Origin of the sequence: Kitasatospora sp. NPDC088264, from assembly GCF_040685715.1 — a bacterium.
In the GTDB taxonomy this organism is placed as follows: domain Bacteria; phylum Actinomycetota; class Actinomycetes; order Streptomycetales; family Streptomycetaceae; genus Kitasatospora.
Window position 1 is genome coordinate 150,449 of sequence record NZ_JBFBIR010000009.1, and the last position, 25,280, is coordinate 175,728.

The following is a 25,280-nucleotide window of genomic DNA, read 5'->3' on the forward strand; positions in this document are numbered from 1 at the left end:
GCTTGAGGAATGAGGCGCGGCGAGGTGGGCGCATGAGTGCGGGAGCGGTAGCGGGCGGTGCACCGGGGCCCTGGGGCCAGGCACCCGCCGGGCGCCCCGGAGCGGATCCGGGCGCGCTGGAGCGCGCCCTGCGCGAGGTCGCGCCGGAGCGCTACGAGGCGTACGAGCAACTGCTGCACGCACTGGCCGACGGCCAGGTCTGGATGCTGCTGTGGCACGGTGCGCCGGGCAGCGCTGACGCCCAGTACGGGAACATGGAGATCAGCGGCCACGGCTACGCGCCGGCCGTCACCTCGTCCGAGCAGTTGGCGTCGTCCGGCTGGGCGCGGGCCCACGAGGTCATCTCCGGGCGGGAGATCGCCGCTTCGCTGTACCGGACCCGCTGGGGCCTGTGGCTCAACCCGCACGCGCCCGGCGGCGGGGTCGGGGTGCCCTGGGCGGACCTGCGGCGGATCGCCGCGGGCCTGGAGCGGCTGCCGGCCGGGCCGTTGAAGCTGAGCGAGCCGCAGCTGAACGCCCAGCCGTTCTTCGCGCTCCTGGAGCGGCAGGCCGGTGAGGTGCGCGCGGTGCGGGCGCTGCGCCGGGCCTGGGTGCAGCCGGCCGTGGGGGAGCCGTACCTGGCGATCGGCCTGGAGCTGTACGAGAGTTCACCGCCGGCGGTGGAGGCCGTGCGGGCGCTGATGCAGCGGGCGATCGCGGTGGCCCCGGAGGGGCTGGCGGTGTCCACGGTGGCGATGGCGGACGAGTACGACCCGGTGGCGCTGTGGATGCGGGCCCATGCGCGCCCGTTCTTCGACCGGGAGGCGGGGCGGCCGCCGACCGGCCCGTACCCGCCGGTGCCGCCTCCGCCGTACCCCGCGCAGCAGGGGCCGGGCTACGGCTACGGCACGCAGCAGCCCGCGCAGGGCTGGACCGGGCAGCCGCAGCAGCCGTGGCCCGGATACCCGGGGCGCTGACAACCAAAACCTTTTTCCAGAAGCCGACTTGATCTTGCATCAGGTCGGCTTCGGTGCTTTCCAGACGAACTTCCGGCCGTTACCGTCGATCATCTTGACATGCCAGTTACAGCCGTGTGAAGAGGGATATGCCGAAGACGGAGGAGGTGCATGCGCACAGATCACAGTTGGGCATCTGTCGGTTGTCAGGGCTGGCGCAAGCCAGTTCGGATGGCAGAGAGTTCTGCGCAACGCACCGCGCGTACTGGGAACCCCACGAAGGTGAACGCGCACGCCGACCGCCAGAACCACGCGAAGCCCATCCCGCGTTGGGGCAGTACCCGTGCACGACGTACTGCCGCGAACACCCGTTCCAAGCACCTCCGCACGTCCGCAGCCGTACCGCCGAACCGGTGACCGGCGCCCGTGGGCCGGCCACCGTCGGCGAGGGGACCAACTGACCATGACCGCACCCATCGCAACCACCGGGAACGAACCGGAGGCACCCGCCCCCGCGAGCCCGGCCAAGAAGATCGAGGGCCGCTCCCTCGGCCAGATCGCCTGGACCCGCTTCAAGCGCGACAAACTCGCCGTCGCCGGCGGCGTCGTGGTGATCCTGCTGATCCTGCTGGCCGTACTGGCCAAGCCCATCGAGGCCCTGTTCGGCCTCGACCCCGACGCCCTGAACCAGGACCTGCTCGACGCCAACCTGGGCGGCATCCCGCTCGGTGACTGGGGCGGGATGAGCTGGGACCACCCGCTCGGCGTCGACCCGCTCCAGGGCCGCGACCTGCTCTCCCGCGTGATCGAGGGCTCCTGGGTCTCCCTGCTGGTCGCCTTCGGCGCGACCCTGTTGTCGAACACGATCGGCACCGTGCTCGGTGTCATGGCCGGCTACTACGGCGGCTGGGTGGACACCGTGATCAGCCGCGTCATGGACGTCTTCCTCGCCTTCCCGCTGCTGCTCTTCGCCATCGCGATCTCGACCTCGCTGCAGGGCGGCGCGTTCGGCCTGCACGGCCTCCCGCTGCACATCATGGTGCTGATCTTCGTGATCGGCTTCTTCAACTGGCCCTACATGGGCCGGATCGTGCGCGGACAGACGCTGTCGCTGCGCGAGCGGGAGTTCGTCCACGCGGCCCGCAGCCTGGGCGCCCGCGGCCCGTTCATCCTGTTCAAGGAACTGCTGCCGAACCTGGTCGGTCCGATCCTGGTCTACTCGACCCTGCTGATCCCGACCAACATCCTCTTCGAGGCGGGCCTCAGCTTCCTCGGCGTCGGCATCCAGCCGCCGCAGGCCTCCTGGGGCGGGATCCTCCAGGACGCGATCAAGTACTACCAGGTGGACCCCCAGTACATGGTGGTCCCCGGTCTGGCGATCTTCCTCACCGTGCTCGCCTTCAACCTGCTCGGCGACGGGCTGCGTGACGCCCTCGATCCCAAGAGCAACTGACGCAACGTCAGGCCCTCCCTCCTTCCCATCCTCAAGGGGTTGATCTCACCCATGCGCAGGTCCCGTACCGTCGCCCTGACCGCGGCGGCAGCCGCCGCGGTCCTGATCGTGACCGGCTGCACCTCCGGCAGCAAGGGCTCCGGCTCGTCCTCCTCCGCCAGCGGCAGCAGCGCCGGTGGCGGCGGTGCCGACGCCGCCACCAAGGGCATCGTCAACGCCTCGGACAAGAAGGGCGGGACGGTCACCTACGAGATGAAGGGCGCCCCGGACTCCTTCGACCCGGGCAACACGTACTACGCCTACATCTACAACTTCTCGCGCCTGTACGGGCGTCCGCTGACCACCTTCGCCCCGGGCGCCGGCTCGAACGGCAACAAGCTGGTCCCGGACCTCGCCGAGAGCCTGGGCAAGGTCAGCGCGGACGGCCTGACCTGGACGTACAAGCTGCGCGCGGGCCTGAAGTTCGACGACGGCACCCCGATCAGCTCGAAGGACGTCAAGTACGCCGTCGAGCGCTCCAACTTCGCGCCGGACGTGAACTCCAACGGCCCCACCTACTTCCACGACCTGCTGGTCGACAACGAGACCCCGTACCAGGGCCCGTACAAGGACAAGACCGGCGGCCTGAACTCGATCGAGACGCCGGACGACCAGACCATCGTCTTCCACCTGAAGCAGCCGTTCGCGGACTTCGACTACCTGGTCGGCTCCCCGCAGACCGTCCCGGTCCCGCAGGCCAAGGACGACGGCGCCGGCTACGTGAAGCACGTGGTCGCCTCGGGTGCCTACAAGTTCGAGTCCTACGAGGACGGCAAGCAGCTCACCCTGGTGCCGAACACCAACTGGGACCCGAGCACCGACCCGATCCGCAAGCAGCTCGCGGACAAGATCGTGGTCCGGATGGGCATGGAGCAGTCCACCATCGACAAGGACCTGATCGCGGGCAACGCCCAGGTGGACCTGGTCGGCAGCGGCGTCGACCCGCAGACCCAGGCGCAGATCCTGCAGAACCAGAAGCTCAAGGCGAACACCGACAACGCCTACGGCGGTCGCCTGGCGTACGTCGCGATCAACACCAAGGTCGCGCCGTTCGACAACCTGGAGTGCCGCAAGGCCGTCCAGTACGCGATCGACAAGGTCTCCGTGCAGACCACGCTCGGCGGCCCGATCCGCGGCCAGATCGCCAACACGGTGATCCCGCCGGACGTCCCGGGCCACCAGGACTTCAACACCTGGGCGACCAACGGCAACAAGGGTGACGAGGCCAAGGCCAAGGACGCCCTCAAGGCCTGCGGCAAGTCCGACGGGTTCAGCACGGTGATCACCGCCCGCACCGAGCGTGACCCGGAGGTCCAGGCCGCGACTGCGATCCAGGCCGCGCTGAAGAAGATCAACATCAACGTCGAGATCCAGAAGTACGCGCAGGGCAAGTACTTCTCGGACGCCGCCGGTGTCCCGCAGTTCACCCAGGACCACAACATCGGTCTGATGATGATGCAGTGGAGCGCCGACTGGCCGACCGGCTACGGCTTCCTGCAGCAGATCTCCGACGGCCGCGCCATCAAGGCCTCCGGCAACAGCAACCTGGCCCAGCTCAACGACCCCGAGGTCAACAAGCTGCTCGACGACGCCATCACCAACACCGACCAGTCGGCGCGCGAGAAGATCTACGGCCAGATCGACAAGAAGATCATGGACCAGGCGGTCTACGTCCCGCTGACCTACTTCAAGGTCTTCCTGTACCGCCCGGACAGCGCCACCAACCTGGTGTCCACCTCGGGCTTCTCGGGTGAGTACGACTACCTGAACATCGGCACCACCAAGTAAAGAGCCTGGCTCCACATCCCTGAAGGCAGGTGAAGGCAGCGGCCGCCCGCCGCCGTCCGGAAGACCCCGGACGGCGGCGGGCCGCCGGAGCCGCCCAACTGTGTTTGCCTACATCATCCGCAGGATCTTCGCGGCCGTCGTGCTGCTGCTGGTGGTCAGCGCTGTCACCTTCGCGATCTTCTTCCTGCTCCCGCGCATCGCCGGCGAGACCACCGACCAACTGGCCACGCAGTACGTCGGGAAGAACCCCTCCCCCGAGGCGATCGCCGCGGTCAAGAAGAACCTCGGGTTCGACCAGCCGCTGTACACCCAGTACTGGAACTTCCTCAAGGGCCTGGTCAGCGGCGCCGAGTACAAGTTCGGCCCGGACCCGGTCACCTGCCACGTACCGTGCTTCGGCTACTCCTTCAAGAACCACCTGGAGGTCTGGCCCGAGCTGATCAAGCGCGTCCCGATCACCCTCTCGCTCGCCGTCGGCGCGGCCGTGCTCTGGCTGGTCTCCGGCGTCGCCACCGGCGTCGTCTCCGCGCTCAAGCCGCGCTCGGTCTTCGACCGGATCGCCATGGGCATCTCCCTCGCCGGCGTCTCGCTGCCGGTCTTCTTCACCGGCGCGGTGCTGCTCGCCCTGTTCAGCTACGAGTGGCCGATCCTGGACAACCTCCAGTACGTCGACTTCGCCGACGACCCGCTGATGTGGGCCCGCAACCTGATCCTCCCGTGGATCTCGCTGGCCTTCCTCTACTCCGCGCTCTACGCCCGGCTCACCCGCGCCGGAATGCTGGAGACCATGAGCGAGGACTACATCCGCACCGCCCGGGCCAAGGGCCTGGTCGAGCGCAAGGTCGTCGCCCGGCACGGACTGCGCGCCGCGCTGACACCCGTCATCACCATCTTCGGCATGGACCTCGGCCTGCTCCTCGGCGGCGCCCTCATCACCGAGCAGGTCTTCTCGCTCCAGGGCGTCGGCGCCTTCGCCGTCCAGGCGATCGCCGACAACGACCTGCCCAAGATCCTCGGCGTCACCCTGCTCGCCGCCTTCTTCATCGTCGCCTGCAACCTCGTGGTCGACCTCCTGTACGCACTCGTCGACCCCCGGGTGAGGCTCTCGTGACCGAGCTCCAGAAGACCGAGGCGGTCGCCGCCCAGGCCCCGTCCGGCGACCCCTTCCTCTCCGTCCGCGACCTGCGGATCCACTTCGACACCGACGACGGCCTGGTCCGCTCGGTGGACGGGGTCAGCTTCGACCTGCACAAGGGCCGCACCCTCGGCATCGTCGGCGAGTCCGGCTCCGGCAAGTCCGTCACCTCGCTCGGCATCATGGGCCTGCACCGCACCAAGCGGGCCCGGATCACCGGCGAGATCCGGCTGGACGGCGAGGACCTGATCGCGGCGGGCCCCGAACGGGTGCGCCAACTGCGCGGCCGCGAGATGGCGATGATCTTCCAGGACCCGCTGACCGCGATGCACCCCTACTACACCGTCGGCGCGCAGATCGTCGAGGCGTACCGGGTGCACCACCCCCAGGCATCCAAGAAGCAGGCCCGGGCCCGCGCGGTCGAGATGCTCGACCGGGTCGGCATCCCGCAGCCCGACCGCCGGGTGGACGACTACCCGCACCAGTTCTCCGGCGGCATGCGCCAGCGCGCCATGATCGCCATGGCGCTGGTCAACGACCCCTCGCTGCTGATCGCCGACGAGCCCACCACCGCCCTGGACGTCACCGTCCAGGCGCAGATCCTGGACCTCATCCGCGACCTCCAGGACGAGTTCGGCTCGGCCGTCATCATCATCACCCACGACCTCGGGGTGGTCGCCGAACTGGCCGACGACATCCTGGTCATGTACGGCGGCAAGTGCATCGAGCGCGGCCCCGCCGAGACCCTCTTCGACGCGCCCGAACACCCCTACACCTGGGGCCTGCTGGGCTCCATGCCGCGCCTGGACCGCGAACTCCAGGACCGCCTCGTCCCGGTCAAGGGCACCCCGCCCAGCCTGATCAACGTGCCGTCCGGCTGCGCCTTCCACCCGCGCTGCCCGTACGCCGACCGGACCGGCGGGCGCTCCGCGAGCGAGCTCCCGGTGCTGGCCGAAGCCTCGCCCGGCCACTACGCGGCCTGCCACCTCCCGGCCGCCGAACGGCACCGCATCTTCGCCGAAGAGATCGCGCCCCGGCTGTGAGCCCGGCCTCGTACCACCTTTCTGGAGAGAACCGATGACGGACACTCAGGCAGCCACGGCCACCGCGCCCGCGCCCGCCCCCGACCGCGAGCCGCTGCTCCGGGTGACCGGCCTGACCCGGCACTTCCCGATCCGAGGCGGACTGCTGCGCCGCCAGACCGGTGCGGTGCGGGCCGTCGACGGCATCGACTTCACCGTCAACGCCGGTGAGACGCTCGGGGTCGTCGGCGAGTCCGGCTGCGGCAAGTCGACGATGGGCCGACTGGTCACCCGGCTCGACGAACCGACCGGCGGGAAGGTCGAGTTCGAGGGCACCGACATCACCCACCTGGGCGTCGGCGCGATGCGGCCGCTGCGCCGCGACATCCAGATGATCTTCCAGGACCCGTACTCCTCGCTCAACCCGCGGCACACCGTCGGCACCATCGTCGGCGCGCCGTTCCGGTTGCAGAAGGTGGAGCCCGAGGGTGGCACCAAGAAGGCCGTCCAGGAACTGCTGGAACTGTGCGGGCTCAGCCCCGAGCACTACAACCGCTACCCGCACGAGTTCTCCGGCGGCCAGCGCCAGCGCATCGGCATCGCCCGGGCACTCGCCCTCCGGCCGAAGATGATCATCGCGGACGAGCCGGTCTCCGCCCTGGACGTCTCCATCCAGGCCCAGGTGGTCAACCTGCTGGACGACCTCCAGCGCGAACTCGGCCTGACCTACCTGATCATCGCGCACGACCTCTCGGTGGTCCGGCACGTCTCGGACCGGGTCGCGGTGATGTACCTCGGCAAGATCGTCGAGATCGCCGACCGCGACTCCCTCTACGCGAGCCCGCTGCACCCGTACACCAACGCGCTGATGTCCGCGGTGCCGGTGCCCGACCCGCGCCGGCGCCAGCGGGCCGGCCGGGAGCGGATCCTGCTCACGGGCGACGTCCCCTCGCCGATCAACCCGCCCAGCGGCTGCCGCTTCCGCACCCGCTGCTGGAAGGCCCAGGACGTCTGCGCCGGCCAGGAGCCGCCGCTGACGGTGCTGAAGACCGGGCACGAGGTGGCGTGCCACTTCCCCGAGCTGGGCGAGGGGAAGTAGGGCGTGGGCCCACGCGCACGATGCGCCGCACCGGAACACCGGCTTTGATCAGCCGGTCGTTCCGGTGCGGCGCATCGTGGCATCCGGGACCCTCATCCCGGTCGGGGCGGTGCGGTGTTGATCACGCGTCAGGGTCGGGGCCCTTGCCGGCGGGCAGCCGGGTCGCCGCAGGCATCGCGAGCCCGGCCGCGAGGAAGACGGCCGCCAGCGCCACCCACCCGTACTGACCGGCCCCGACGACCGCGACCAGGGCGACCGGCGCGGCCACATTGGCGGCTCCGCGGCCGATGGCCAGGACGCCCTGGTACTGGCCGGTGGCGTGCTCGGGAGCGAGCTGGAAGCTGAGCCCCCACTCGCCGGAGACCTGGTACATCTCCCCCCACGTGTGGGCGATCATCCCCAGGCCGAGGATGCCGGTCGCGACCAGGGCGTTCCCCCAGCCTGCGACGCCGTACAGCAGGCAGGCGCAGCCGAGGAAGAACCCGCCGAGGCGGGAGATCCGCCCCCACAGGCCCGGGGTGGTGTCGTTGCCCTTGGAGCTCACCTGGACCTGGAAGATCACCACCAGGATCGTGTTCAGGACGATCAGGGCGCTGAACAGCCAGGCGGGTGCCTTGGTGTGGGTGACCAGCCACAGCGGAACGGCGATCTCCATGAGGGCGCCGTTCAGCGACAGCACGGCGTTCAGCCCGGTGAACCGCAGGTACCGGAGGTCCTTGAGCGCTGCTCCCAGCGGCTGCTTCTCGATGTGCGCGGGAGGCGGATGCCGTACGGGCATCCGGTTCAGCACGAGGGCCGACCCCGCGTAGGCCAGCGCCGCGACGACCACCATCGCCTCGTACGCGGCCCGGGTGTCCAGGTACAGGGCCAGGCCGGCGGCTCCCGCGCCGAGTGAGATCCCGATGTTGCTCACGACCTGCTGGTGTGCGCGCGCGGTCACCCGCTCCTCGGCCGAGGCGATCAGGGACACCAGGGCGGGCAGGACCGTGCGGCAGCCCCGCTGCACGACGCCCACCGCGCACGCCGTGACGGCGAACGGCCAGAAGGAGCCGACGGCCAGGTAGCACAGCACCGCCGGCCCCGCGGCGACGGTGAGGACGAGCAGGACCCGCCGCGGCCCGATGCGGTCGGAGAGGTGTCCGATCGGCAGGGCCGCCAGCAGGCCGGCCAGGCTGGCAACCGTGAGCCCGATGCCCACGTCCACCATCCGCAGACCCACCACCCGGGTGAAGAACAGAACGCTGACGGTGGCGAACAGCCCGTCCCCGAGGGTGGTCAGGAACGTGGACAGCGTCAGTCCGCGCACCGGCCCGGCCGGCGGGACCGCCCTGGCGAGGGCCAGCCGGGCAGCGCTCGTCCGGGTCGGGGGAGCCGTCGTATCCGTTTTCGTCACGTGGCGGCAGCCGCCTGGAAGGTGACCGGCAACGTCGCCAGGTAGCGCATGGTCGCGGTGCGCTGGCGCAGTGGCTCCCCGGTCATCCGCAGGCGTGTGGGGCGCCTCAGAATGGCCTTGATCAGCGCCTGCAGCGTCACCTGGGTGAACAGGTTTCCGACGCAGGTGTGCGGGCCCCGGCCGAATGCCATGTGCTGATTCGGTGTCCGGTCCAGAATGATTTCGTCGGGACGGGTGAATTTTTCGGGATCGCGGTTTGCCGCGCCGAAAAGCACCACGACGACGTCTCCGCGCTTGAGCTGGACGGATCCGACGACGACGGGCTCGGTGACGATGCGGCTGGTCCCCTGAACCGACGCGTCGTAGCGCATGAGTTCGTCGAAACCACTCGACAGCAGCGCCGGGTCGCGCATCGCCTCGAATTTGTCGGGGTTCTCCAGCAGCGCCAGCATGGCATTTCCGGCACCGGCGACGATCGAGCTGTAGCCGGACTGGAAGACGACCCGCACCGTGTTCCGGACGAAGGAATCGGCGACATCCACCTCGGCACGGTTGCCGGCGACATGGGCCAGCAGTCCGGGGCGCGGATTGGCCGTGAACCAGGACTCGACCATTTCGCTCAGTCGGCCGCGCGCCTCGATGCCGAGTTTCCTGAGTTCCGTACCGGTCTCGATTCCGTCCCCGGCGGTTTCGGGCGCCAATCCGGCGTCCATGCTCCGCACGATGGCATCCGATATCGCGGCGAAGGTCCTGACGTCCGGCTGCTCGATGCCCATGAGCTCCGAGATGGTCGCCAGGGCGAGCGGCTCGACGGCCTCCGACATGAGATCGAACTCCGCCCTGCCCTCCAGGCCGTCGAGCAGCGACCCGACGAGGGCCTCGCCCTGCTCGCCGACGGCCTCCAGGTCCTGGGCGCGCAGGGCGTTCATGAAGAGGCTGCGGAGCGGGCCGTGGTCCGGCGGGTCGAGGGTCTGGAGGCTCAGCCACGGCTCGGAGACCGACTCGCCGGCACGCCGCCAGTCCGTCGCGAACACCGCGGGGTCCTGCAGCACCATCTGGCAGTCGCGGTACCGGGTCAGCACCCAGCTCTGCATCTTCTCGTGCCAGTGCACAGGCTCCGACGCGCGCAGCTCCGCGTAGACCGAATAGGGATCGGCGAGAGTGGAGCTGTCGAGGGGGTCATAGCGGACCGGGAGTTTCATGGACAATTCCTAGGATTCTTGAACGGCCTATGAGGCCCATGTTCCCGCTGGGCCAAGAGCGTGCGCCGGACCCGGACGCATCCGGGTCCGGCGCCAATTCTCGCCGACGATACCGGGCTCTGCCGCGGTTCGGGCAATATAATTAGTCGTTGTAACGCATGGAAATTCACCTACCCGAGCTAAATGTCCCGGCCATTGGCGCGGACTGTCGACGTTCGGACATCGGGGATGCCGGTGCAATCGGCATCAGGGATTTCAGTCGTTGTAGCGCACGGAAGTCTCCTCTCCGGTTGTTCATGTTCGAAGCCCCAGTGCTTCTCTCGATGGAAATGAAACTACCACCGGCATTCGGCCCCGTCCATGAGTTATTTCCGGGATCAATTTCCCAAACCAGCCAACCCGGGCAAAGGGTGCATCGAATTCGGGAGGGAAATGCGAATTGTATTCTCCATACCGTACGACCCGCAGTATTTCGCGAATATGTCGAAATTTGGTGTTCACGTCAACTCTGCGCAGAGTGTCCGGACCGGCGGCGGTCGTCGCCCGGGCCCGCGCGTCCGAGGCGGGGCCACTGGACCGCGGCCGTACGCGGAGGGGGGAAGGGTTTCGTACGGGGCATAGTTGTTCGGTGACCTCGCAGATCTTCCCCTCCGACGTGCAGCAGTCGCTGGACCTCGTCGGCATCTTCGTCTTCGCCCTCTCCGGGGGGCTGCTCGCCGTCCGCAAGAACATGGACATCTTCGGCATCGCGGTGCTGGCCGAGGTCACCGCGCTCGGGGGCGGCGTGATCCGGGACCTGGTGATCGGGGCGACGCCCGTCGCGGCGTTCAGCAACCTCGGGTACTTCATCACCCCGCTGGTCGCCGCGCTGGTGGTGTTCTTCCTGCACCCCGAGGTCGAGCGGATCAACCGGGCGGTGCAGACCCTGGACGCCCTCGGCCTCGGCCTGTTCTGCGTCACCGGCACCGCCAAGGCGCACGACTACGGGCTCGGCGCGGTGTCGGCCGTCGCACTCGGCATGGTCACCGCGGCCGGCGGCGGGGTGATCCGCGACGTGCTGGCCGGCGAGATCCCCTCGCTGCTGCGCTGGGACCGGGAGATCTACGCCGTCCCGGCCCTGGTCGGCGCCGCCCTGGTGGCGGTGCTGATCGGCGTCGACCGGCTGACCGGCGCCACCGGCACCGCCGCCGCGCTCACCGCCTTCGGGCTGCGGATGCTCGCGCTGAAGTACGGCTGGCGCGCCCCGAGGGCCTGGCACCGCAACGGTTCTCGCACCAGCGAGGAGTAGGCGAGCCGCCGTACGCGAGCGAGATCGCCTCCGCCGTGCAGAGCAGTTCCGGCACCATCCGGGCGAGTTCGGCCGGCGGCACCTGGCTCGCCGGGGCGCTCAGCGCGCAGGCCGCGACCGTCCGGCCGCCGCTGCCCGCCACCGGCGCGGCCACGCACGTCACCGGCTCCCGGTGCTCGGCCGACTCCGCCGCCCAGCCCCGCAGCCGCACCGCCGCCAGTTCGGCCGGCAACTCCTCGTCGGGGGTGCCGTCCTCGGGCAGCCCGGCCAGCAGCACCCGGCCGACCGCCGTCCCGCCGGCCGGCGCCCGCCGCCCGATCCGGGACGCCCGGGCGGTGCCCGGCCCGGCCCAGCTCCCGGCCACCTCGTCCAGGTACAGCACCTCGCCGTCCTGGAGCACGGCCAGCTGGACGGTGTAGCCGCAGCGCGCGTTGAGCGCCGCCAGGTACGGCGCGGCGACCTGCCGGACGTCGATCTCCTCCAGCGCCCGGTGGGCCAGTGAGAGCACCCGGCCGCCGAGGCGGTAGCGCAGATCGGGCTGGCGCTGCGCGAAGCCGTGCTCCTCCAGGGTGCGCAGCAGCCGCAGCGCGGTGGACTTGTGCACCCCGATGCTGGTCGCGGCCTGCTCCAGGGAGACCGGCCCGTCGCCGAGCGACCCGAGCAGGGTCAGGGCGCGGTCGACCGACTGCGACATGGCGCACCGCTCCTGTCCGCGCCGATGGGAAGTGAGAGTGGGACGTGATCCCGGGCCGTGCCCGCGGGCCGGGCCGGGGCCCGTCCGCGGGAAGCGTTCGTCAGGCTAACCGCTCGCCCGCGCGGTGGGTCAAACGGGTGCCGGACACCGGTGTCCGGTGGGCGCGCGGTCCGGGAACCGCCCGGGCGACACCCGGGAGTCGTCCGGTGGACGTCCGGTGGCCGGATCGGTGCGCACACCGGGACGGGGCCCGGGGAGTGCCCTCTACAATCGGATGGTTATGCCATACCTGGACCATGCGGCGACCACGCCGATGCTGCCCGAGGCGATCGCCGCGATGTCGGCGCACCTGGGGGTGGTCGGCAACGCCTCGTCCCTGCACGCGGCCGGCCGCCGGGCCCGCCGGGTGGTCGAGGAGGCCCGCGAGTCGCTGGCCGACTCGCTGGGCGCCCGCCCGAGCGAGATCGTGCTCACCGGCGGGGGCACCGAGTCCGACAACCTCGCCGTCAAGGGCCTGTACTGGGCCCGCCGGGACGCCGACCCGGCCCGCACCCGGGTGCTGTGCAGCCCGGTCGAGCACCACGCGGTGCTGGACGCGGTGCACTGGCTCTCCGAGCACGAGGGCGCCGACGTCGAGTACCTGCCGGTCGACCTGCTCGGCCGGGTGCACCCGCAGGCGCTGCGCGAGGCGATCGAGCGGGACCCGTACTCGGTCGCGCTGGTCACCGTGATGTGGGCCAACAACGAGGTCGGCACCGTCCAGCCGGTGCGCGAACTCGCCGCCGTCGCGGCCGAGTACGGCATCCCGATGCACGCCGACGCGGTGCAGGCGCTCGGGCAGGTCCCGGTCTCCTTCGCCGAGTCGGGGCTCACCGCGCTCACCGTCACCGGACACAAGATCGGCGGACCGTTCGGCATCGGCGCGCTGCTGCTCTCGCGCGGCGCCGCGCCCGTCCCGCTGCTGCACGGCGGCGGCCAGGAACGCGACGTCCGCTCCGGCACCCTGGACGCGCCCGCCGCCGCCGGCTTCGCCGCCGCCGCGGCCCTCGCGGTCGAGCGCCAGCCGGAGCACGCGGTCGTGCTCGGCGCGCTGCGCGACGAGCTGATCGCCGCCGTGCTGGCCACCGTCCCCGCCGCGGTGCTCAACGGCGACCCGGCCGCCGAGGGGCGGCTGCCCGCCAACGCGCACTTCTCCTTCCCCGGCTGCGAGGGCGACGCGCTGCTGATGCTGCTCGACGCCCAGGGCATCGAGTGCTCCACCGGCTCGGCCTGCTCGGCCGGGGTGCCGCAGCCCAGCCACGTACTGCTCGCGATGGGCGTCGACCCGGCGCTGGCCCGGGCCTCGCTGCGGTTCTCGCTCGGGCACACCTCGGTGCGCGAGGACGTGACGGCGCTGGTCGAGGCGCTCGCCCCGGCCGTCCAGCGGGCCCACAACGCGGGGCTGGCCTCGGTGCGGCGGTAGTTCCTCCGGGCGGCCGGGCATGGACGGCGGCCCCGTACTCTTGTAGTCACCATGACTGACTTCCCGGGTGCCCCGACAGCTCCGTCCACCGGCCGTCTGCGCGTGCTCGCGGCGATGTCCGGCGGCGTCGACTCCGCCGTCGCCGCCGCCCGCGCCGTCGAAGCGGGGCACGAGGTGACGGGCGTCCACCTGGCGCTGTCCGCCAATCCGCAGTCCTTCCGCACCGGGGCCCGCGGCTGCTGCACCATCGAGGACTCCCGGGACGCGTGGCGGGCGGCCGACGTGATCGGCATCCCGTTCTACGTCTGGGACCTCGCCGAGCGCTTCCGCGAGGACGTCATCGACGACTTCGTCGCCGAGTACGCGGCCGGCCGCACCCCCAATCCCTGCCTGCGCTGCAACGAGAAGATCAAGTTTGCCGCGCTGCTCGACAAGGCGATCGCGCTCGGCTTCGACGCGGTCTGCACCGGCCACTACGCCCGGATCGTCGACCTGCCGTCCGGGGAGCGCCAGCTGCACCGCGCCGTCGACGCGGCGAAGGACCAGTCGTACGTCCTCGGCGTGCTCGACGCCGACCAGCTCGCCCACTCGCTGTTCCCGCTCGGCGACACCACCAAGGACGCCATCCGCGAGGAGGCCGAGCGCCGCGGCCTGGCCGTCGCCAAGAAGCCGGACAGCCACGACATCTGCTTCATCGCCGACGGCGACACCCAGGGCTTCCTGGCCAAGCACCTCGGCACCGCCACCGGCGACATCCTCGACGCCGACGGCACCAAGCTCGGCGAGCACGACGGCGCGTACGGCTTCACCATCGGCCAGCGCAAGGGCCTGCGGATCGGCCGCCCGGCGGCGGACGGCAAGCCCCGCTACGTCCTCGACATCTCGCCGGTGAACAACACCGTCACGGTCGGCCCGCTGGAGGGTCTGGACGTCACCGGGCTCACCGCGATCCGGCCGCGCTGGTGCGGCACCGAGCCGCTCGCCGACGGCCGGTACACCGCCCAACTGCGCGCCCACGGCGAGGAGGTGCCGGTCTCCGCCTCCGTCGTGGACGGCGAGCTGCGGGTGCAGTTGGACAGCCCGGTGCGCGGCATCGCCCCCGGCCAGGCCGTGGTGCTGTACGACGGCACCCGCGTCGTCGGCTCGGCCACCATCGCCGGCACCGAGCGGCCGGCAGTCCGGGCGTAGTCCGGCTCTGAGTGCCCGGCCGTCCGGTGCGGACGGCCGGGCTCGCTCAGTGCTGCGGGACGGGGCTGCCCGGGGAGTCCAGCCAGACGTGCTGGCCCTCCAAGGTGACCGTCAGGCCGAACCGCCCGCACCCGGGGCGGCCCTGGTCCGCCCACCACCGGTAGGCCGCTTCCAGCTCATCCCAGAGGTTCCGGGGGCCGGACTGGTACACCTCGTACCTCGTGCGGTCGCGCTCGTAGTCGGCGGAGGCCCAGGAGAGGGTGTCGCGGCTGTAGAGCCACAGTGTGTAGGCGTCGTTGTCGTAACGCTCTGTCCGCCAGAACGTACCGGGTACGCCGGATCCGATGACGAACTGCTCGAACCACCCGCCCGTGGCCCGAGGGGACAGACTGGTGGTGCTCCGCACCCCGTGTGCTGGCCACTCCTTCCCGTGCAGGTAGGCGTCGAACGACGGCCGGTCCGTGCGCTGGTGGCGGAGTCGCATGAACGCGGAGCCTCGGGTGAACTTGCCGCTCGCGCTGGTCCCGTCGTCGTTCACGGTCAGACGGATGATCTGCTCGCCGCCGTACTCGGTGCCGAACGGGGCGACGATGATTCCGCCGGGGGCCGTCTGTTCCAGCCATGCGGGAGGGATCTCCAGCAGGGAGCAGGTGGCGATGATCCGGCTGTAGGGGGTGTCGTCCGGCCAGCCGTGGCGTCCGTCGCCCTCGATCACGGTCGGTGCGAGTCCGGCCCGGTGCAGGTTCTCGCGGGCGCCGCGTGCGACGTGAGGGTCGTACTCGACGGTCACCACGTTGTGGTTGCCCAGGCGGTGGGCGAGGAGGCCCGCGTTCCAGCCGGTGCCGGCTCCGACCTCCAACACCTTGTGGCCCGGGCGGACGTCGAGGTCCTGGAGCATCGAGAACACCATGGTCGGCATGGAGTTGGAGGAACTCGGGGTGGTGCCGAGCCCGTCGCCCTGGTGGTTGCCGTCGTCCCACTGGGTGGTCAGCGGGATGTCCGAGTAGACGGCCCTGCGCCACGCCTCGGGGTCCTGTGACCGGTACAGCACGGGGTTCTGGCGGGTGCCGTCCGCGATGCCCGGCCAGATGCGGTCCGGGACGAACAGCTCGCGGGGTACCGCGTTGAAGGAGGGGAGCCAGTCCGAGGAGAGTGCGCCGCCGGCCACCAGCGCGGAGGCGAGCCCCTGGGGGCCCGCCTCCTGGTGCGTTTCGCCGGTCACTCCGCCGGGGCCTTGCCGTCGCTGCTGTTGCCGCCTTCGTCGGAGCCCCCGCCGCCGTGTCCGGCGCCCTTGTTGGAGTCGTCCTGCTGCTTGCCGCCCTGGCCGTCGCCGGAGCCGCCGCTGCGCTTACCTATCTCTGTACCTCCGTGTGCTGGTTGGTTGCGACAGGCGGATGCCTGCCGGGTGATGCTCAGCCGCCTCGGGTATACCGGGCGGCAGCTCCCCGAGGGCGCGCGACCGCCCTCGGGGATGCCTCCGCTGTCGACCGTGGATTGCCACTTCGCCGGACGGCGGGAGCCGGTGGGGTTACTGCCTGCCGCCCGTGCCGCTGGCCCGGCGGCACGGGCGGGGGTTTCAGTGGGAGCGGTTGATCAGAATCAGGGCCGCAACGACGATGTGCAGCCCGGCAGCGGCGGACACCCCCAGGGCAGCCCAGACTCGGTCGGGATCGGGATCGGGATCGGGATCGGGATCGGGATCGGGATCGGGGTCGGAAACGGACGGCGGCGCGTCTTCGGGATCGAAACCGTCGTCCGGCGGCTGCCGGCTCACGGAGAGGTCGGCTTGGGCGTCGGGAGGTCGGCGTGCACGACCTTCCCGAACGGGCGGGGGCTGGCGCCCCAACGGCCCTGGGTGAGCCGGTGGACCATCGCCAAGCCTCGACCCGACGTGGCGTCGGGCTCGGCCTGGATCATCACGGGCATCGAGCAAGAGCCGTCACCGACGAGGATGCGGATGATTCGGTCGCTCGGGCGGCGCACGGCGACAATCATGCGTGTCTGACAGCCGGTCCTGACGGCGTTGGTGGCCAACTCGCTGGCGATCAGGGAGGCATCGTCCACCAGATCGTCCAACCCCCACTCCCGAAGCTTCGCCACGACGAACCGACGCGCGGCGCCCACCGACTCGGCCTGGTACGGCAGGCGGATGGTCGCCGGTGTGGTGAAGCGAGCGGTATCCGGTGTAGCGACGGCAGTCAGCAGCGTTTCCCCAGTGCAGCCGATCACGTTGGTCGGCAAAGCGGTGAGTGGAGACATCAAGATTCGCTCCCGTGGATGGATCAGGGCGGCTGATGCTCATTCAACGGTCACGTTGCGGTCGCAGGAGACTCCGATCCGGTGACTCCAAATCGGAGTCAGGGCTGGCACCGTGGACCTACGATCAGTACACGCTGTAAGGGGAGCGAGACCATGGGTGTTCAGCCAAGTGTGCGTGAAGTGGCCGCTGGGCTACTCCAGGACGAGCGTCTGCTGCGAGCGTGTGCGACCCGCGACATGGGCGCCGTATTCCGGCTCCTCAACGCGCGCGGCATCAGTACCCGGCGGATTGCAGCCGCTGTGGAGATCAGCCAGGGACGGCTTTACGACTACATGAACGGCAAGACCAGGGTCGAGAAGTTGGCGTTGTTCGAGCAGATCGCCGACGCCTTCCACATTCCGGGGCAACTGCTCGGTCTTGCCCGCAGGTCATGGGAGCCGGACGCCACTCCTGGACCCTCGCCCCTTGCGCAGGCTTTACCGGAAGCCGACGGCGACGACCTGGCCACCGTGGATGCCTTTCGCCATGCGGATCGGCAGGCGGGAGGTGGACGCCTGTACTCGGCTGTGGTTCACCATCTCTCCGGCAAGGTTGCGCCGCGTCTGGTCGATGTTGCGAGCGGCCCGCAGGTGTTCGCTGCCGCCGCTGCGCTCACTGAGATGGCCGGCTGGATGGCCCACGACTCCGGCCGTGACGACCTGGCTGCCCGGCACTTCGCTCGCGCGCTCCCTCTCGCCCGCGCCTCCGGCGATCTGCCGTTGATGGCACACGTAGCAGCCAGCACCAGCCACCTTTCCCTCCAGGCCGGCGATTCGGCGGATGCCGTGCACTGGGCTACCGTCGGCATCGAAATGGCCTGCCAGGGCCCGCATCTGCCAGGCCTCATGGCTCGGCTGAACGCCGTGATGGCCCGAGCGTTGGCAGCCTCTCGGCAGCACGGTCCGGCGGCGCGGGCACTCGACCACGCTCACACCGCACTTGCGGTTGGAGCTGATGATGAGCATCCGTGGTTGAGCCCTTTCGACGACGCTACCCTCGCCAGCGAGTCCGCGTTGGCGTTCAGTGACCTGGGCCGCTCCAAGCTTGCCCTTCGATGCGGTGAGCAGGCTGTGGTCCTACGGGAAGAAGGCCGCGCGCGTTCGCTCACATTCAGCCGCATCACCCTCGCACGCATCCACGCCGATTGCGGAGACTTGGACGCCGCAATCGGCGTCGGAACAGAACTTCTGACCACCAGCCCGACCCTCGGGTCCGTCCGAGTCGTCCATCAGATGGATGGCCTCGGTGAACTCTTCGGGCGGTACCGCGAGTACGGCCCGGTGCGTGAATACCTGGCACGATTCGATGAGGCGCGCAGAGCCCGGCTGCTCCTGCTCGCCGACATCATCCCGTCGCCTCGGGGAGGTTCAACGTGAGACCCGCACCCACCGACACCGATGCCTGGCACGCCTACCTCGCCGAGGGCAATGCCCGGCAGGCTCGCAAGCGCGTCTCTGCGGACGTGATCCTGCGCGACCAGGCTGGTCGCATCCTGACCGTCAACCCGACCTACAAGGAGGGTTGGGACCTGCCCGGAGGGATGGCTGAGGCCAATGAGTCGCCGGACGAGGCCGCAGTGCGGGAACTGTGCGAGGAACTGGGCCTGGAGATCACGGTCCACCGCCTGCTGGTCGTGGACTGGGTTGCCCCGCACGGCCCGTGGGACGACCAGATCGCGTTCATCTTCGACGCGGGCACCCTCTCGTCCGACCTGGCCGCGCGGGTGCGGCCGCACGACGACGAACTGTCCGAGGCCGTCTTCCTGTCCGCGCCGGAGGCCGCCGACCGGCTGCGAACCCGCCAGCGGAACCGGCTGAACGCGGCTGTGAGAGCGATCGCGGATGGCGGCTCACGGTATCTGCGGGACGGGGTGGAGACGTGGTGATGGATCCGGGACAGGAGAAGGACGGCCATGGTTGAGAACGGCAGGCAAAGGGCGCGGCGGGTACCTCTTCGAGGCGGGGATGCTCAAGCGGGCGAAGCGGTCGGGCTGGTGGATCGCCGGGGTGAAGGATCCCGAGACCATCGCGGAGCACTCCTGTGGATCGACAGCAGTCTCGGCAGCCTCAAGACCGAGTCCGCCCGCCAACTCGCCGAGGCGGCACTGTCGATGACCTCGCTGGAGTGGCAGCAGGCCTACCTCGCGTAGCGTGCATCCCGAACTCATGCGCGAGCACTCGCCGCAGTGAATTCATGACTGTCCGTCAAATCCGCTGATCTGTCGGCGTAAACTGCAATGGCCACCGCCCAGTTGGGCGGTGGCCATTCCCGCGTACGCCCGTAAACTTGGCGGTTCCGGCGCACGCGCATAACACCTCGGCCAGTATGCCAGCCCGGACGCGCTCCGGCTCGCATATCGGCCACGAAAGGCCGAACGTGCCCGTCGCCGTCACCACCGAAGCCCTCGCCCTCTCCCGCCCCACCGGCACCCCGCCCGCCAACGAGTTCCGGGTCCGCATCGGGCAGTGGATGCAGAGCGTCCCGACCGGTGGGCCCTGGAAGTCCCTCGGGCCGTCCTTCGTCCTCTTCCTCATGCACGCCGCGCAGAAGGCCGACGCGGACGGGACCAACCTCCACTGCCCGCCGTCCAACCTCTGGTTCTCCCGGGCCTGCCGGGTCTCCAAGGGCTCCGTCCCCGGCTTCTACCGGGCCGCCGAGGCGGCCGGGGTCATGGCCCTCGTCCACGGCCCCTCCGGCACCCGGGTTCGCGGCTACGCCGTCACCGTGCCCCTGGGCGGCGTCCCCGACTGGGACGCCGCCCTCGCCGTCCTGCGCGCCGACGCCCGGCGCGTCAAGCAGGAGCAACTCCGCTGCGCCGCCGGTAAGTCCGCACGTGCGGAGTCGGTGAAGTCCGCACCTGCGGCGCTGCCGAGGCCGCGCTGCGGCGAACGGAAGTCCGCACGTGCGGAGCCGGACAAATCCGCACGTGCGGGCTCGTCGCTCCGCACGTGCGGACGCAACCAGGAAGTCCCTTACCAGGACAAGAAGATGGTTGCTGTTGTAGTGACGGGTACCACTCCGCGCGCGAGCGAACAGCCCGCACCGGCACCGCTGCCGCCGCCGCCCGACCCCACGGGCTGGGAGCGGATGACCGAGCACCTGCCGCCCGACCTCCAGGAGCCCGCCCGCGCCGTCCCGGAGGACGACCTGCTGCGCCGGTTCACCACCATGGCCGTCCGGGCGGGCTGGGCGTCCCCGGGTTGGCTGGCCGCCCGCCTGGCGTCCCACCGGCCCGAGAACACGCCCGGCGCCGACCCCGCGGACCGTCTCGCCGCCGCTCTGGTCGCCGTCCTGGGTGTCCTCTCGGACCGACACGCCCACCCGGGCCGGGGGCTCCTGCCCTCCTGCGCGTGAGCAGCAGTGCCGGCCAAGGGGGACGATCACCCTGTCGACCCGGCCGGATCGAACGCTCCTGGCATACTCGCAGTGCCGGCTGCGCGGCTTCCTCGCACGGGACAACGTGACTGCCCGGGCCCGGGAGGTGGACTGCTACCAGCTCTCAGCAGCCCGAAGGCCGAATCGGCAACTCGCCGCGGCCGCCGGCACACCCTCCGGAGAGGACGGCATGATGCTCGGAGGAGGCTGGCCGAGGCCTAAAGCCGGTGAGTGAGTGCGCCGGGGCGTGATAGACCAGATGGCACTATGAACATCACAGTCTTCTGCTCCGCGTACTCGCTCGACGACCGCTACACCGCCCCCGCCGCCGAGTTCGCGCGGCTCCTCGGCGAAGGTGGCCACACCCTGGTGTGGGGCGGGTCCAACGCCGGGCTGATGGGGCTGCTGGCCGACGAGGTGAAGGCGGCCGGCGGGAAGCTGGTCGGGGTGCTGGTCGAGATGCTCAAGCACAAGGGGTACGTCGGTGCCGACGAGCTGGTCATGACCCGTGACCTGGCCGAGCGGAAGTCGGAGCTGGCGTCCCGGGCGGACGCGATCGTCGTGCTCGTGGGCGGGCTGGGCACCCTCGACGAGGTGACCGAGGTGCTGGAGCTCAAGAAGCACGGCATGTTCGACAAGCCGGTGGTCGTCCTGGACACCGAGGGCTTCTACACGGGCCTGCGCACGCAGATGGAGCGGATGGACGTCGAGGGCTTCCTGCCCCGCCCGCTCGCCGAGCTGATCCGGTTCGCCGACACCCCGGCCGAGGTCTTCGCGCAGCTCAAGGCCTGAGAGGATCACCACCATGGCCACTCATCTGATCACCGGCGCCGGCTCCGGCATCGGCGCCGTCCTCGCCGAACGCCTCGCCGAGCGCGGGGACGACCTCTGGCTGCTGGCCCGCGACGCCCGCCGCGCCGCCGAACTGCGCGAGCGCTTCCCCGGGGCGAAGACCCTGGTCGGGGACCTCGGCGACCCGGCCAAGCTCTCCTGGGCCTTCGGCCACCAGGCGCTGCCCGTCGAGCTGGACTCCGTGCTGCACGTCGCGGGCATGGTCGAGCTGGGCACGGTCGGCGACCTGTCGGTCAAGGCCTGGCAGGAGACGCTGAACGTCAACCTGGTCGCCCCCGCCGAGCTGACCCGGCTCCTGCTGCCCTCGCTGCGCCTGGTCAAGGGGCACGTGGTGTTCGTCAACTCCGGTGCCGGGCTCTCCGCCCATGCCGAGTGGTCGGCCTACGCGGCGAGCAAGCACGGCCTCAAGGCGCTGGCCGACGCGCTGCGCCAGGAGGAGCACCCGAACGGCGTCCGGGTCACCTCGGTCTACCCGGGCCGCACCGCCACCGCGATGCAGGCCAAGGTGCACCAGCAGGAGGGCAAGGCCTACGACGAGGACCGCTGGATCGCCCCCGAGTCGGTGGCCAAGGCGATCCTCGCCGCCCTCGACGCCTCCCGTGACGCGGAGCTCACCGACATCACCGTCCGCCCGGGGCGCTGAAACGCGCGGGGCGCCGCGCACTAGGCTCGGGCGGGTGAGCACCCCACAGCCCTTCCCCGACCTGCGCGGCGCCGCCACCGGCGTCGGTTCGCTGCCCGGCACCGACGCCCGGGAGGCCGCCAAGACCTCCACCGGGGCGTTGGAGCAGCTGCCGTTCCTGCCCGAACTGCCCGCCCGCGGGCCGGGTGCCGACATGATCGGCCGTGGCGCCGGCCTGCTGGTCGAGCTGTTCGCGCAGACCGAGCCGAGCGGCTGGCGCTTCGCCGACCGCCCCGGCCGGGACACCCGGCGCGCCCACTCCTGGCTGCGCGAGGACCTGGACGCGCTGGAGGAGTTCACCCAGGGCTACCAGGGCGCGCTCAAGCTGCAGGCCGTCGGGCCGTGGACGCTGGCCGCCTCGATCGAGCTCAAGTACGGCGAGAAGGCGCTCTCCGACCCCGGCGCCTGCCGGGACATCGCCGGTTCGCTCACCGAGGGCCTGCGCCGCCACCTCGCCGACGTCCGCAGTCGGGTCCCGGGCGCCCAGCTGGTCCTCCAGCTCGACGAGCCCTCGCTGCCCGCCGTGCTGGCCGGTTCGGTGAAGACCGCCAGCGGCTTCCAGCGGCTGCGCTCGGTGGACCGGCAGGTCGCCGAGGAGGTGCTGCGCGAGGTCATCCGGGGCCTGGACGTGCCCGTCGTCGTGCACTGCTGCGCGCCGGACGTGCCGATCCCGCTGCTGCGCCGGGCCGGTGTGGCCGGGGTCTCGCTGGACTTCTCACTGCTGACCGAGCGGGACGACGACGACCTGGGCGAGGCGGTCGAGGCGGGCACGGCGATCCTCGCTGGTGTCGTGCCCTCCACTGACCAGGCGGTGTCCGACCCGGCCGGTAGTGTCCAGGGTGTCAGGACCTTGTGGCGCAGGCTCGGGTTCGCCCCGGAGCTGCTGGGCCGCCGCGTGCTGGTGACGCCGACCTGCGGGCTGGCCGGGGCGTCCCCGGCGTACGCGCGCAAGGCGCTGTCGCTTGCGGCGCGGGCGGCGCAGAGCCTGGTGGACAACCCGGAATGAGAACGTAGGAGGGCTTGCGGTGGTGGCTGTCGAGGGCTGGGAGGACGTCCCTGCGGAGGTGCGCAGGCGGCACGCCGAGCTGGTCGTGGAGATCACCGAGCACCGCGCCCGGTACTACGTGCAGGACGCCCCGGTCGTCAGCGACGCCGAGTTCGACGTCCTGATGCGCGAGCTGGAGGCGATCGAGGCCGCGCACCCGGCCCTGGTGACGCCGGACTCGCCGACGCAGGAGGTCGGCGGCGACGTCGCGGAGGGCTTCACCAAGGTCGAGCACCGCGAGCGGCTGCTCAGCCTCGACAACGCCATGGACGACGAGGAGCTGGCGGCCTGGGCGGACCGGGTCGCCCGCGAGCTGGACGGCATCGACTACCACTACCTGTGCGAGCTCAAGGTGGACGGCCTGGCCGTCAACCTCACCTACGAGCGCGGCCAGTTGGTCCTCGCCGCGACCCGGGGCACCGGCCGGGTCGGCGAGGACATCACCGCCAACGTCCGCACCATCAAGGAGATCCCGCAGCAGCTCACCGGCGACGACCTGCCCGAGCTGGTCGAGATCCGCGGCGAGGTCTACCTGCCGACCGAGGCCTTCGAGGAGCTGAACGCCTCGCTGGCGGCGGAGAACGAGCGCCGCCGGGCGGAGAACGAGGAGCGCGCCAAGGAGGGCAGGCGTCCGCAGGCGCTGGTCCACCTGTTCGCCAACCCCCGCAACGCCGCCGCCGGTTCGCTGCGCCAGAAGGACCCGCTGGTCACCGCGTCCCGTCCGCTGCACATGGTGGTGCACGGCATCGGCGCCCGGGTCGGCTTCGACATCGACTGCCAGTCGCACGCCTACGACCTGCTGCGCGCGTGGGGCCTGCCGACGGCCCGGCACAACAAGGTGGTCGGGACGCTCGACGAGGTGCGGGCGTTCATCGAGCACTTCGGCGAGCAGCGGCACTCGGTCGAGCACGAGATCGACGGCGTCGTGGTCAAGGTGGACGAGATCGCCCTGCAAGGGCGGCTCGGTTCCACCTCCAAGTCCCCGCGCTGGGCGATCGCCTGGAAGTACCCGCCGGAGGAAGTCACCGGCAAGCTGGCCGCGATCAAGGTCGGCATCGGCCGCACCGGCCGGGCCACCCCGTACGCGGTGCTGGCCGAGCCGGTGAAGGTGGCCGGCTCGATGGTGCAGTACGCGACGCTGCACAACCAGCAGGTCGTCAAGGCCAAGGGCGTGCTGCTCGGCGACACCATCGTGCTGCGCAAGGCCGGTGACGTCATCCCGGAGATCCTCGGCCCGGTGGAGAGCCTGCGGGACGGCACCGAGCAGGAGTTCGTGATGCCCTCGCACTGCCACGAGTGCGGGGCCGAGCTGCGCCCGATGTCCGAGGGGGACATCGATCTGCGCTGCCCCAACGCGCAGTTCTGCCCGGCGCAGATCCGCGAGCGGATCGCATTCCTGGGCGGCCGTTCCTCGCTGGACATCGAGGGCCTGGGCTATGTCGCGGCGACCGCGCTGACCCAGCCGCTGGAGCCGGCAGAGGCGCCGGTGCGGGACGAGGGCGACATCTTCGGCCTGACGATGGAGCAGTTGCTGCCGATCGAGGTGCTGGTCCGCGACCAGAAGACGGGCATGCCCAAGCTGGACGACCGCACCGGCAAGGAGAAGAAGGCCACCTTCTTCGCGAACCAGAAGGGCGAGCCCAAGAAGACGGCGGGCGTGCTGCTGGAGAATCTGGAGAGGGTGAAGGAACGTCCGCTGTGGCGCTTCCTCAACGGCCTCTCGATCCGGCACGTCGGGCCGGTCGCGGCGCAGGAGCTGGCACGGGAGTTCCGGGACCTCGACCGGATCTTCTCGGCCACCGAGGAGGAGCTGGCCGCCGTCGAAGGGGTCGGGCCGATCATCGCCCGCTCCGTCGTCGAGTGGTACCAGGAGGAGTGGCACCGGGAGATCCTGGAGAAGTGGCGCGCGGCCGGCGTCCGCTTCACCGAGGAGCCCGCCGACGAGGAGGAGGCGGAGCGCCCGCTGGAGGGCCTGACCGTCGTGGTCACCGGCACCCTGGCCGGGCACACCCGGGACGGGGCCAAGGAGGCGCTGACCTCGCGCGGCGCGAAGGTGACCGGTTCGGTATCGAAGAAGACAGATTTTGTTGTGGCCGGTGACAACCCCGGGTCCAAGTACGACAAGGCCGTTCAGCTCGGACTGCCGGTCCTGGACGACGCCGGCTTCGCCGTGCTGCTCGCCGACGGACCGGCCGCGGCCCGTGCCCACCTCGGCCTGCCCGAGGTCGGGGAGGCCCCCGCCGAGGCCGCTCCGGAGGCCGACCCGAGCGGAGCGTGACCGAGCCCGTCTTGTTATCGTCCTGATGCAACGTCACCGGGTGTCGCGCCG

General features: G+C 70.7%; 23 protein-coding genes. 17 read left to right on the forward strand and 6 right to left on the reverse strand.

Translation table 11 applies throughout. The annotated features are described in order from the left end of the window. The first annotated feature begins 32 nt into the window (after positions 1–32). From AB0O82_RS10335 to AB0O82_RS10360, 6 genes are all read left to right on the forward strand, one after another. On the forward strand, positions 33–956 hold the full coding sequence (locus tag AB0O82_RS10335) for an enhanced serine sensitivity protein SseB C-terminal domain-containing protein (protein WP_363582090.1): 924 nt from the start codon (positions 33–35) through the stop codon (positions 954–956). 442 nt (positions 957–1,398) lie between these two features. Continuing rightward, positions 1,399–2,388: an ABC transporter permease gene (locus AB0O82_RS10340; protein ID WP_363582092.1), complete on the forward strand. Its 990-nt coding sequence runs from the start codon at positions 1,399–1,401 to the stop codon at positions 2,386–2,388. 51 nt (positions 2,389–2,439) lie between these two features. Beyond that, positions 2,440–4,215, forward strand: a complete 1,776-nt coding sequence (locus tag AB0O82_RS10345; protein ID WP_363582094.1) for an ABC transporter substrate-binding protein — start codon at positions 2,440–2,442, stop codon at positions 4,213–4,215. 100 nt (positions 4,216–4,315) lie between these two features. After that, a complete protein-coding gene (locus tag AB0O82_RS10350) occupies positions 4,316–5,326 on the forward strand; it encodes an ABC transporter permease (protein ID WP_363582096.1) in 1,011 nt (336 codons plus the stop codon). Beyond that, positions 5,323–6,393, forward strand: a complete 1,071-nt coding sequence (locus AB0O82_RS10355; RefSeq protein WP_363582098.1) for an ABC transporter ATP-binding protein — start codon at positions 5,323–5,325, stop codon at positions 6,391–6,393. Before AB0O82_RS10350 ends, AB0O82_RS10355 begins: the two co-directional genes overlap by 4 nt. Before the next feature lie 34 nt (positions 6,394–6,427). Next, positions 6,428–7,471, forward strand: a complete 1,044-nt coding sequence (locus tag AB0O82_RS10360) for a dipeptide ABC transporter ATP-binding protein (protein WP_363582100.1) — start codon at positions 6,428–6,430, stop codon at positions 7,469–7,471. Between the two features lie 121 nt (positions 7,472–7,592). Here AB0O82_RS10360 and AB0O82_RS10365 read toward each other — a convergent pair whose 3' ends face one another. Continuing rightward, positions 7,593–8,864 (reverse strand): MFS transporter, encoded by a 1,272-nt coding sequence (locus tag AB0O82_RS10365; RefSeq protein WP_363582102.1) that lies wholly within the window; start codon positions 8,862–8,864, stop codon positions 7,593–7,595. Next, entirely contained in the window at positions 8,861–10,066 is a 1,206-nt protein-coding gene (locus tag AB0O82_RS10370) for a cytochrome P450 (RefSeq protein WP_363582104.1), read from the reverse strand. Before AB0O82_RS10370 ends, AB0O82_RS10365 begins: the two co-directional genes overlap by 4 nt. A 628-nt stretch (positions 10,067–10,694) precedes the next feature. Between AB0O82_RS10370 and AB0O82_RS10375 the strand changes: the two genes are divergently transcribed. Then, a complete protein-coding gene (locus AB0O82_RS10375) occupies positions 10,695–11,354 on the forward strand; it encodes a trimeric intracellular cation channel family protein (protein ID WP_363582106.1) in 660 nt (219 codons plus the stop codon). Here AB0O82_RS10375 and AB0O82_RS10380 read toward each other — a convergent pair. Continuing rightward, entirely contained in the window at positions 11,260–12,048 is a 789-nt protein-coding gene (locus AB0O82_RS10380; protein ID WP_363582108.1) for an IclR family transcriptional regulator, read from the reverse strand. The two genes, AB0O82_RS10375 and AB0O82_RS10380, sit on opposite strands and share 95 nt — an antisense overlap. Before the next feature lie 280 nt (positions 12,049–12,328). Here AB0O82_RS10380 and AB0O82_RS10385 point away from each other — a divergent pair, with 280 nt between their 5' ends. Then, complete coding sequence (locus AB0O82_RS10385) at positions 12,329–13,510, forward strand: cysteine desulfurase family protein (protein WP_363582110.1); 1,182 nt, start codon at positions 12,329–12,331, stop codon at positions 13,508–13,510. A gap of 51 nt (positions 13,511–13,561) precedes the next feature. Next, a complete protein-coding gene (gene mnmA, locus AB0O82_RS10390; protein WP_363582112.1) occupies positions 13,562–14,698 on the forward strand; it encodes a tRNA 2-thiouridine(34) synthase MnmA in 1,137 nt (378 codons plus the stop codon). A gap of 46 nt (positions 14,699–14,744) precedes the next feature. Here the strand turns inward: mnmA and AB0O82_RS10395 are convergent, their stop codons facing one another. From AB0O82_RS10395 to AB0O82_RS10405, 3 genes are all read right to left on the reverse strand, one after another. Then, entirely contained in the window at positions 14,745–15,920 is a 1,176-nt protein-coding gene (locus tag AB0O82_RS10395; protein ID WP_363582114.1) for a methyltransferase domain-containing protein, read from the reverse strand. 354 nt (positions 15,921–16,274) lie between these two features. Continuing rightward, the gene (locus tag AB0O82_RS10400; RefSeq protein WP_363582116.1) at positions 16,275–16,472 is read right to left on the reverse strand and encodes a hypothetical protein; all 198 of its coding nucleotides are present in this window, start codon (positions 16,470–16,472) and stop codon (positions 16,275–16,277) included. Then, positions 16,469–16,957 (reverse strand): ATP-binding protein, encoded by a 489-nt coding sequence (locus AB0O82_RS10405; protein ID WP_363582118.1) that lies wholly within the window; start codon positions 16,955–16,957, stop codon positions 16,469–16,471. Before AB0O82_RS10405 ends, AB0O82_RS10400 begins: the two co-directional genes overlap by 4 nt. 153 nt (positions 16,958–17,110) lie before the next feature. On the opposite strand from AB0O82_RS10405, the gene AB0O82_RS10410 reads away from it, so the two are divergent. From AB0O82_RS10410 to ligA, 8 genes are all read left to right on the forward strand, one after another. After that, positions 17,111–18,373, forward strand: coding sequence for a helix-turn-helix transcriptional regulator (locus tag AB0O82_RS10410; protein ID WP_363582120.1), 1,263 nt, complete (start codon positions 17,111–17,113; stop codon positions 18,371–18,373). Beyond that, positions 18,370–18,882: an NUDIX hydrolase gene (locus AB0O82_RS10415; protein WP_363582122.1), complete on the forward strand. Its 513-nt coding sequence runs from the start codon at positions 18,370–18,372 to the stop codon at positions 18,880–18,882. The genes AB0O82_RS10410 and AB0O82_RS10415 overlap by 4 nt, the downstream gene beginning before the upstream one ends. 108 nt (positions 18,883–18,990) lie before the next feature. Further along, positions 18,991–19,146 carry a hypothetical protein gene (locus tag AB0O82_RS10420; protein ID WP_363582124.1) on the forward strand — a complete coding sequence of 52 codons (156 nt, stop codon included), beginning with the start codon at positions 18,991–18,993 and terminating at the stop codon, positions 19,144–19,146. 227 nt (positions 19,147–19,373) lie between these two features. Further along, positions 19,374–20,351 (forward strand): hypothetical protein, encoded by a 978-nt coding sequence (locus tag AB0O82_RS10425; protein WP_363582126.1) that lies wholly within the window; start codon positions 19,374–19,376, stop codon positions 20,349–20,351. A 288-nt stretch (positions 20,352–20,639) separates the two neighbouring features. Continuing rightward, positions 20,640–21,164, forward strand: a complete 525-nt coding sequence (locus AB0O82_RS10430) for a TIGR00730 family Rossman fold protein (RefSeq protein ID WP_363582128.1) — start codon at positions 20,640–20,642, stop codon at positions 21,162–21,164. A gap of 13 nt (positions 21,165–21,177) precedes the next feature. After that, complete coding sequence (locus AB0O82_RS10435; protein WP_363582130.1) at positions 21,178–21,867, forward strand: SDR family oxidoreductase; 690 nt, start codon at positions 21,178–21,180, stop codon at positions 21,865–21,867. 34 nt (positions 21,868–21,901) lie between these two features. After that, complete coding sequence (locus AB0O82_RS10440; RefSeq protein WP_363582132.1) at positions 21,902–22,912, forward strand: methionine synthase; 1,011 nt, start codon at positions 21,902–21,904, stop codon at positions 22,910–22,912. A 22-nt stretch (positions 22,913–22,934) separates the two neighbouring features. Then, complete coding sequence (gene ligA, locus AB0O82_RS10445; RefSeq protein WP_363582162.1) at positions 22,935–25,229, forward strand: NAD-dependent DNA ligase LigA; 2,295 nt, start codon at positions 22,935–22,937, stop codon at positions 25,227–25,229. Positions 25,230–25,280: the final 51 nt, after the last annotated feature.

Excerpts from the sequence above, each read along its gene's own strand:
- AB0O82_RS10410 (WP_363582120.1), top strand. The coding sequence starts at position 17,111 with ATGGGTGTTCAGCCAAGTGTGCGTGAAGTGGCCGCTGGGCTACTCCAG.
- AB0O82_RS10405 (WP_363582118.1), bottom strand. The coding sequence starts at position 16,957 with ATGTCTCCACTCACCGCTTTGCCGACCAACGTGATCGGCTGCACTGGG.
- AB0O82_RS10380 (WP_363582108.1), bottom strand. The coding sequence starts at position 12,048 with ATGTCGCAGTCGGTCGACCGCGCCCTGACCCTGCTCGGGTCGCTCGGC.
- AB0O82_RS10385 (WP_363582110.1), top strand. The coding sequence starts at position 12,329 with ATGCCATACCTGGACCATGCGGCGACCACGCCGATGCTGCCCGAGGCG.
- AB0O82_RS10435 (WP_363582130.1), top strand. The coding sequence starts at position 21,178 with ATGGCCACTCATCTGATCACCGGCGCCGGCTCCGGCATCGGCGCCGTC.
- AB0O82_RS10430 (WP_363582128.1), top strand. The coding sequence starts at position 20,640 with ATGAACATCACAGTCTTCTGCTCCGCGTACTCGCTCGACGACCGCTAC.
- AB0O82_RS10340 (WP_363582092.1), top strand. The coding sequence starts at position 1,399 with ATGACCGCACCCATCGCAACCACCGGGAACGAACCGGAGGCACCCGCC.
- AB0O82_RS10345 (WP_363582094.1), top strand. The coding sequence starts at position 2,440 with ATGCGCAGGTCCCGTACCGTCGCCCTGACCGCGGCGGCAGCCGCCGCG.
- AB0O82_RS10370 (WP_363582104.1), bottom strand. The coding sequence starts at position 10,066 with ATGAAACTCCCGGTCCGCTATGACCCCCTCGACAGCTCCACTCTCGCC.
- AB0O82_RS10360 (WP_363582100.1), top strand. The coding sequence starts at position 6,428 with ATGACGGACACTCAGGCAGCCACGGCCACCGCGCCCGCGCCCGCCCCC.
- mnmA (WP_363582112.1), top strand. The coding sequence starts at position 13,562 with ATGACTGACTTCCCGGGTGCCCCGACAGCTCCGTCCACCGGCCGTCTG.
- AB0O82_RS10335 (WP_363582090.1), top strand. The coding sequence starts at position 33 with ATGAGTGCGGGAGCGGTAGCGGGCGGTGCACCGGGGCCCTGGGGCCAG.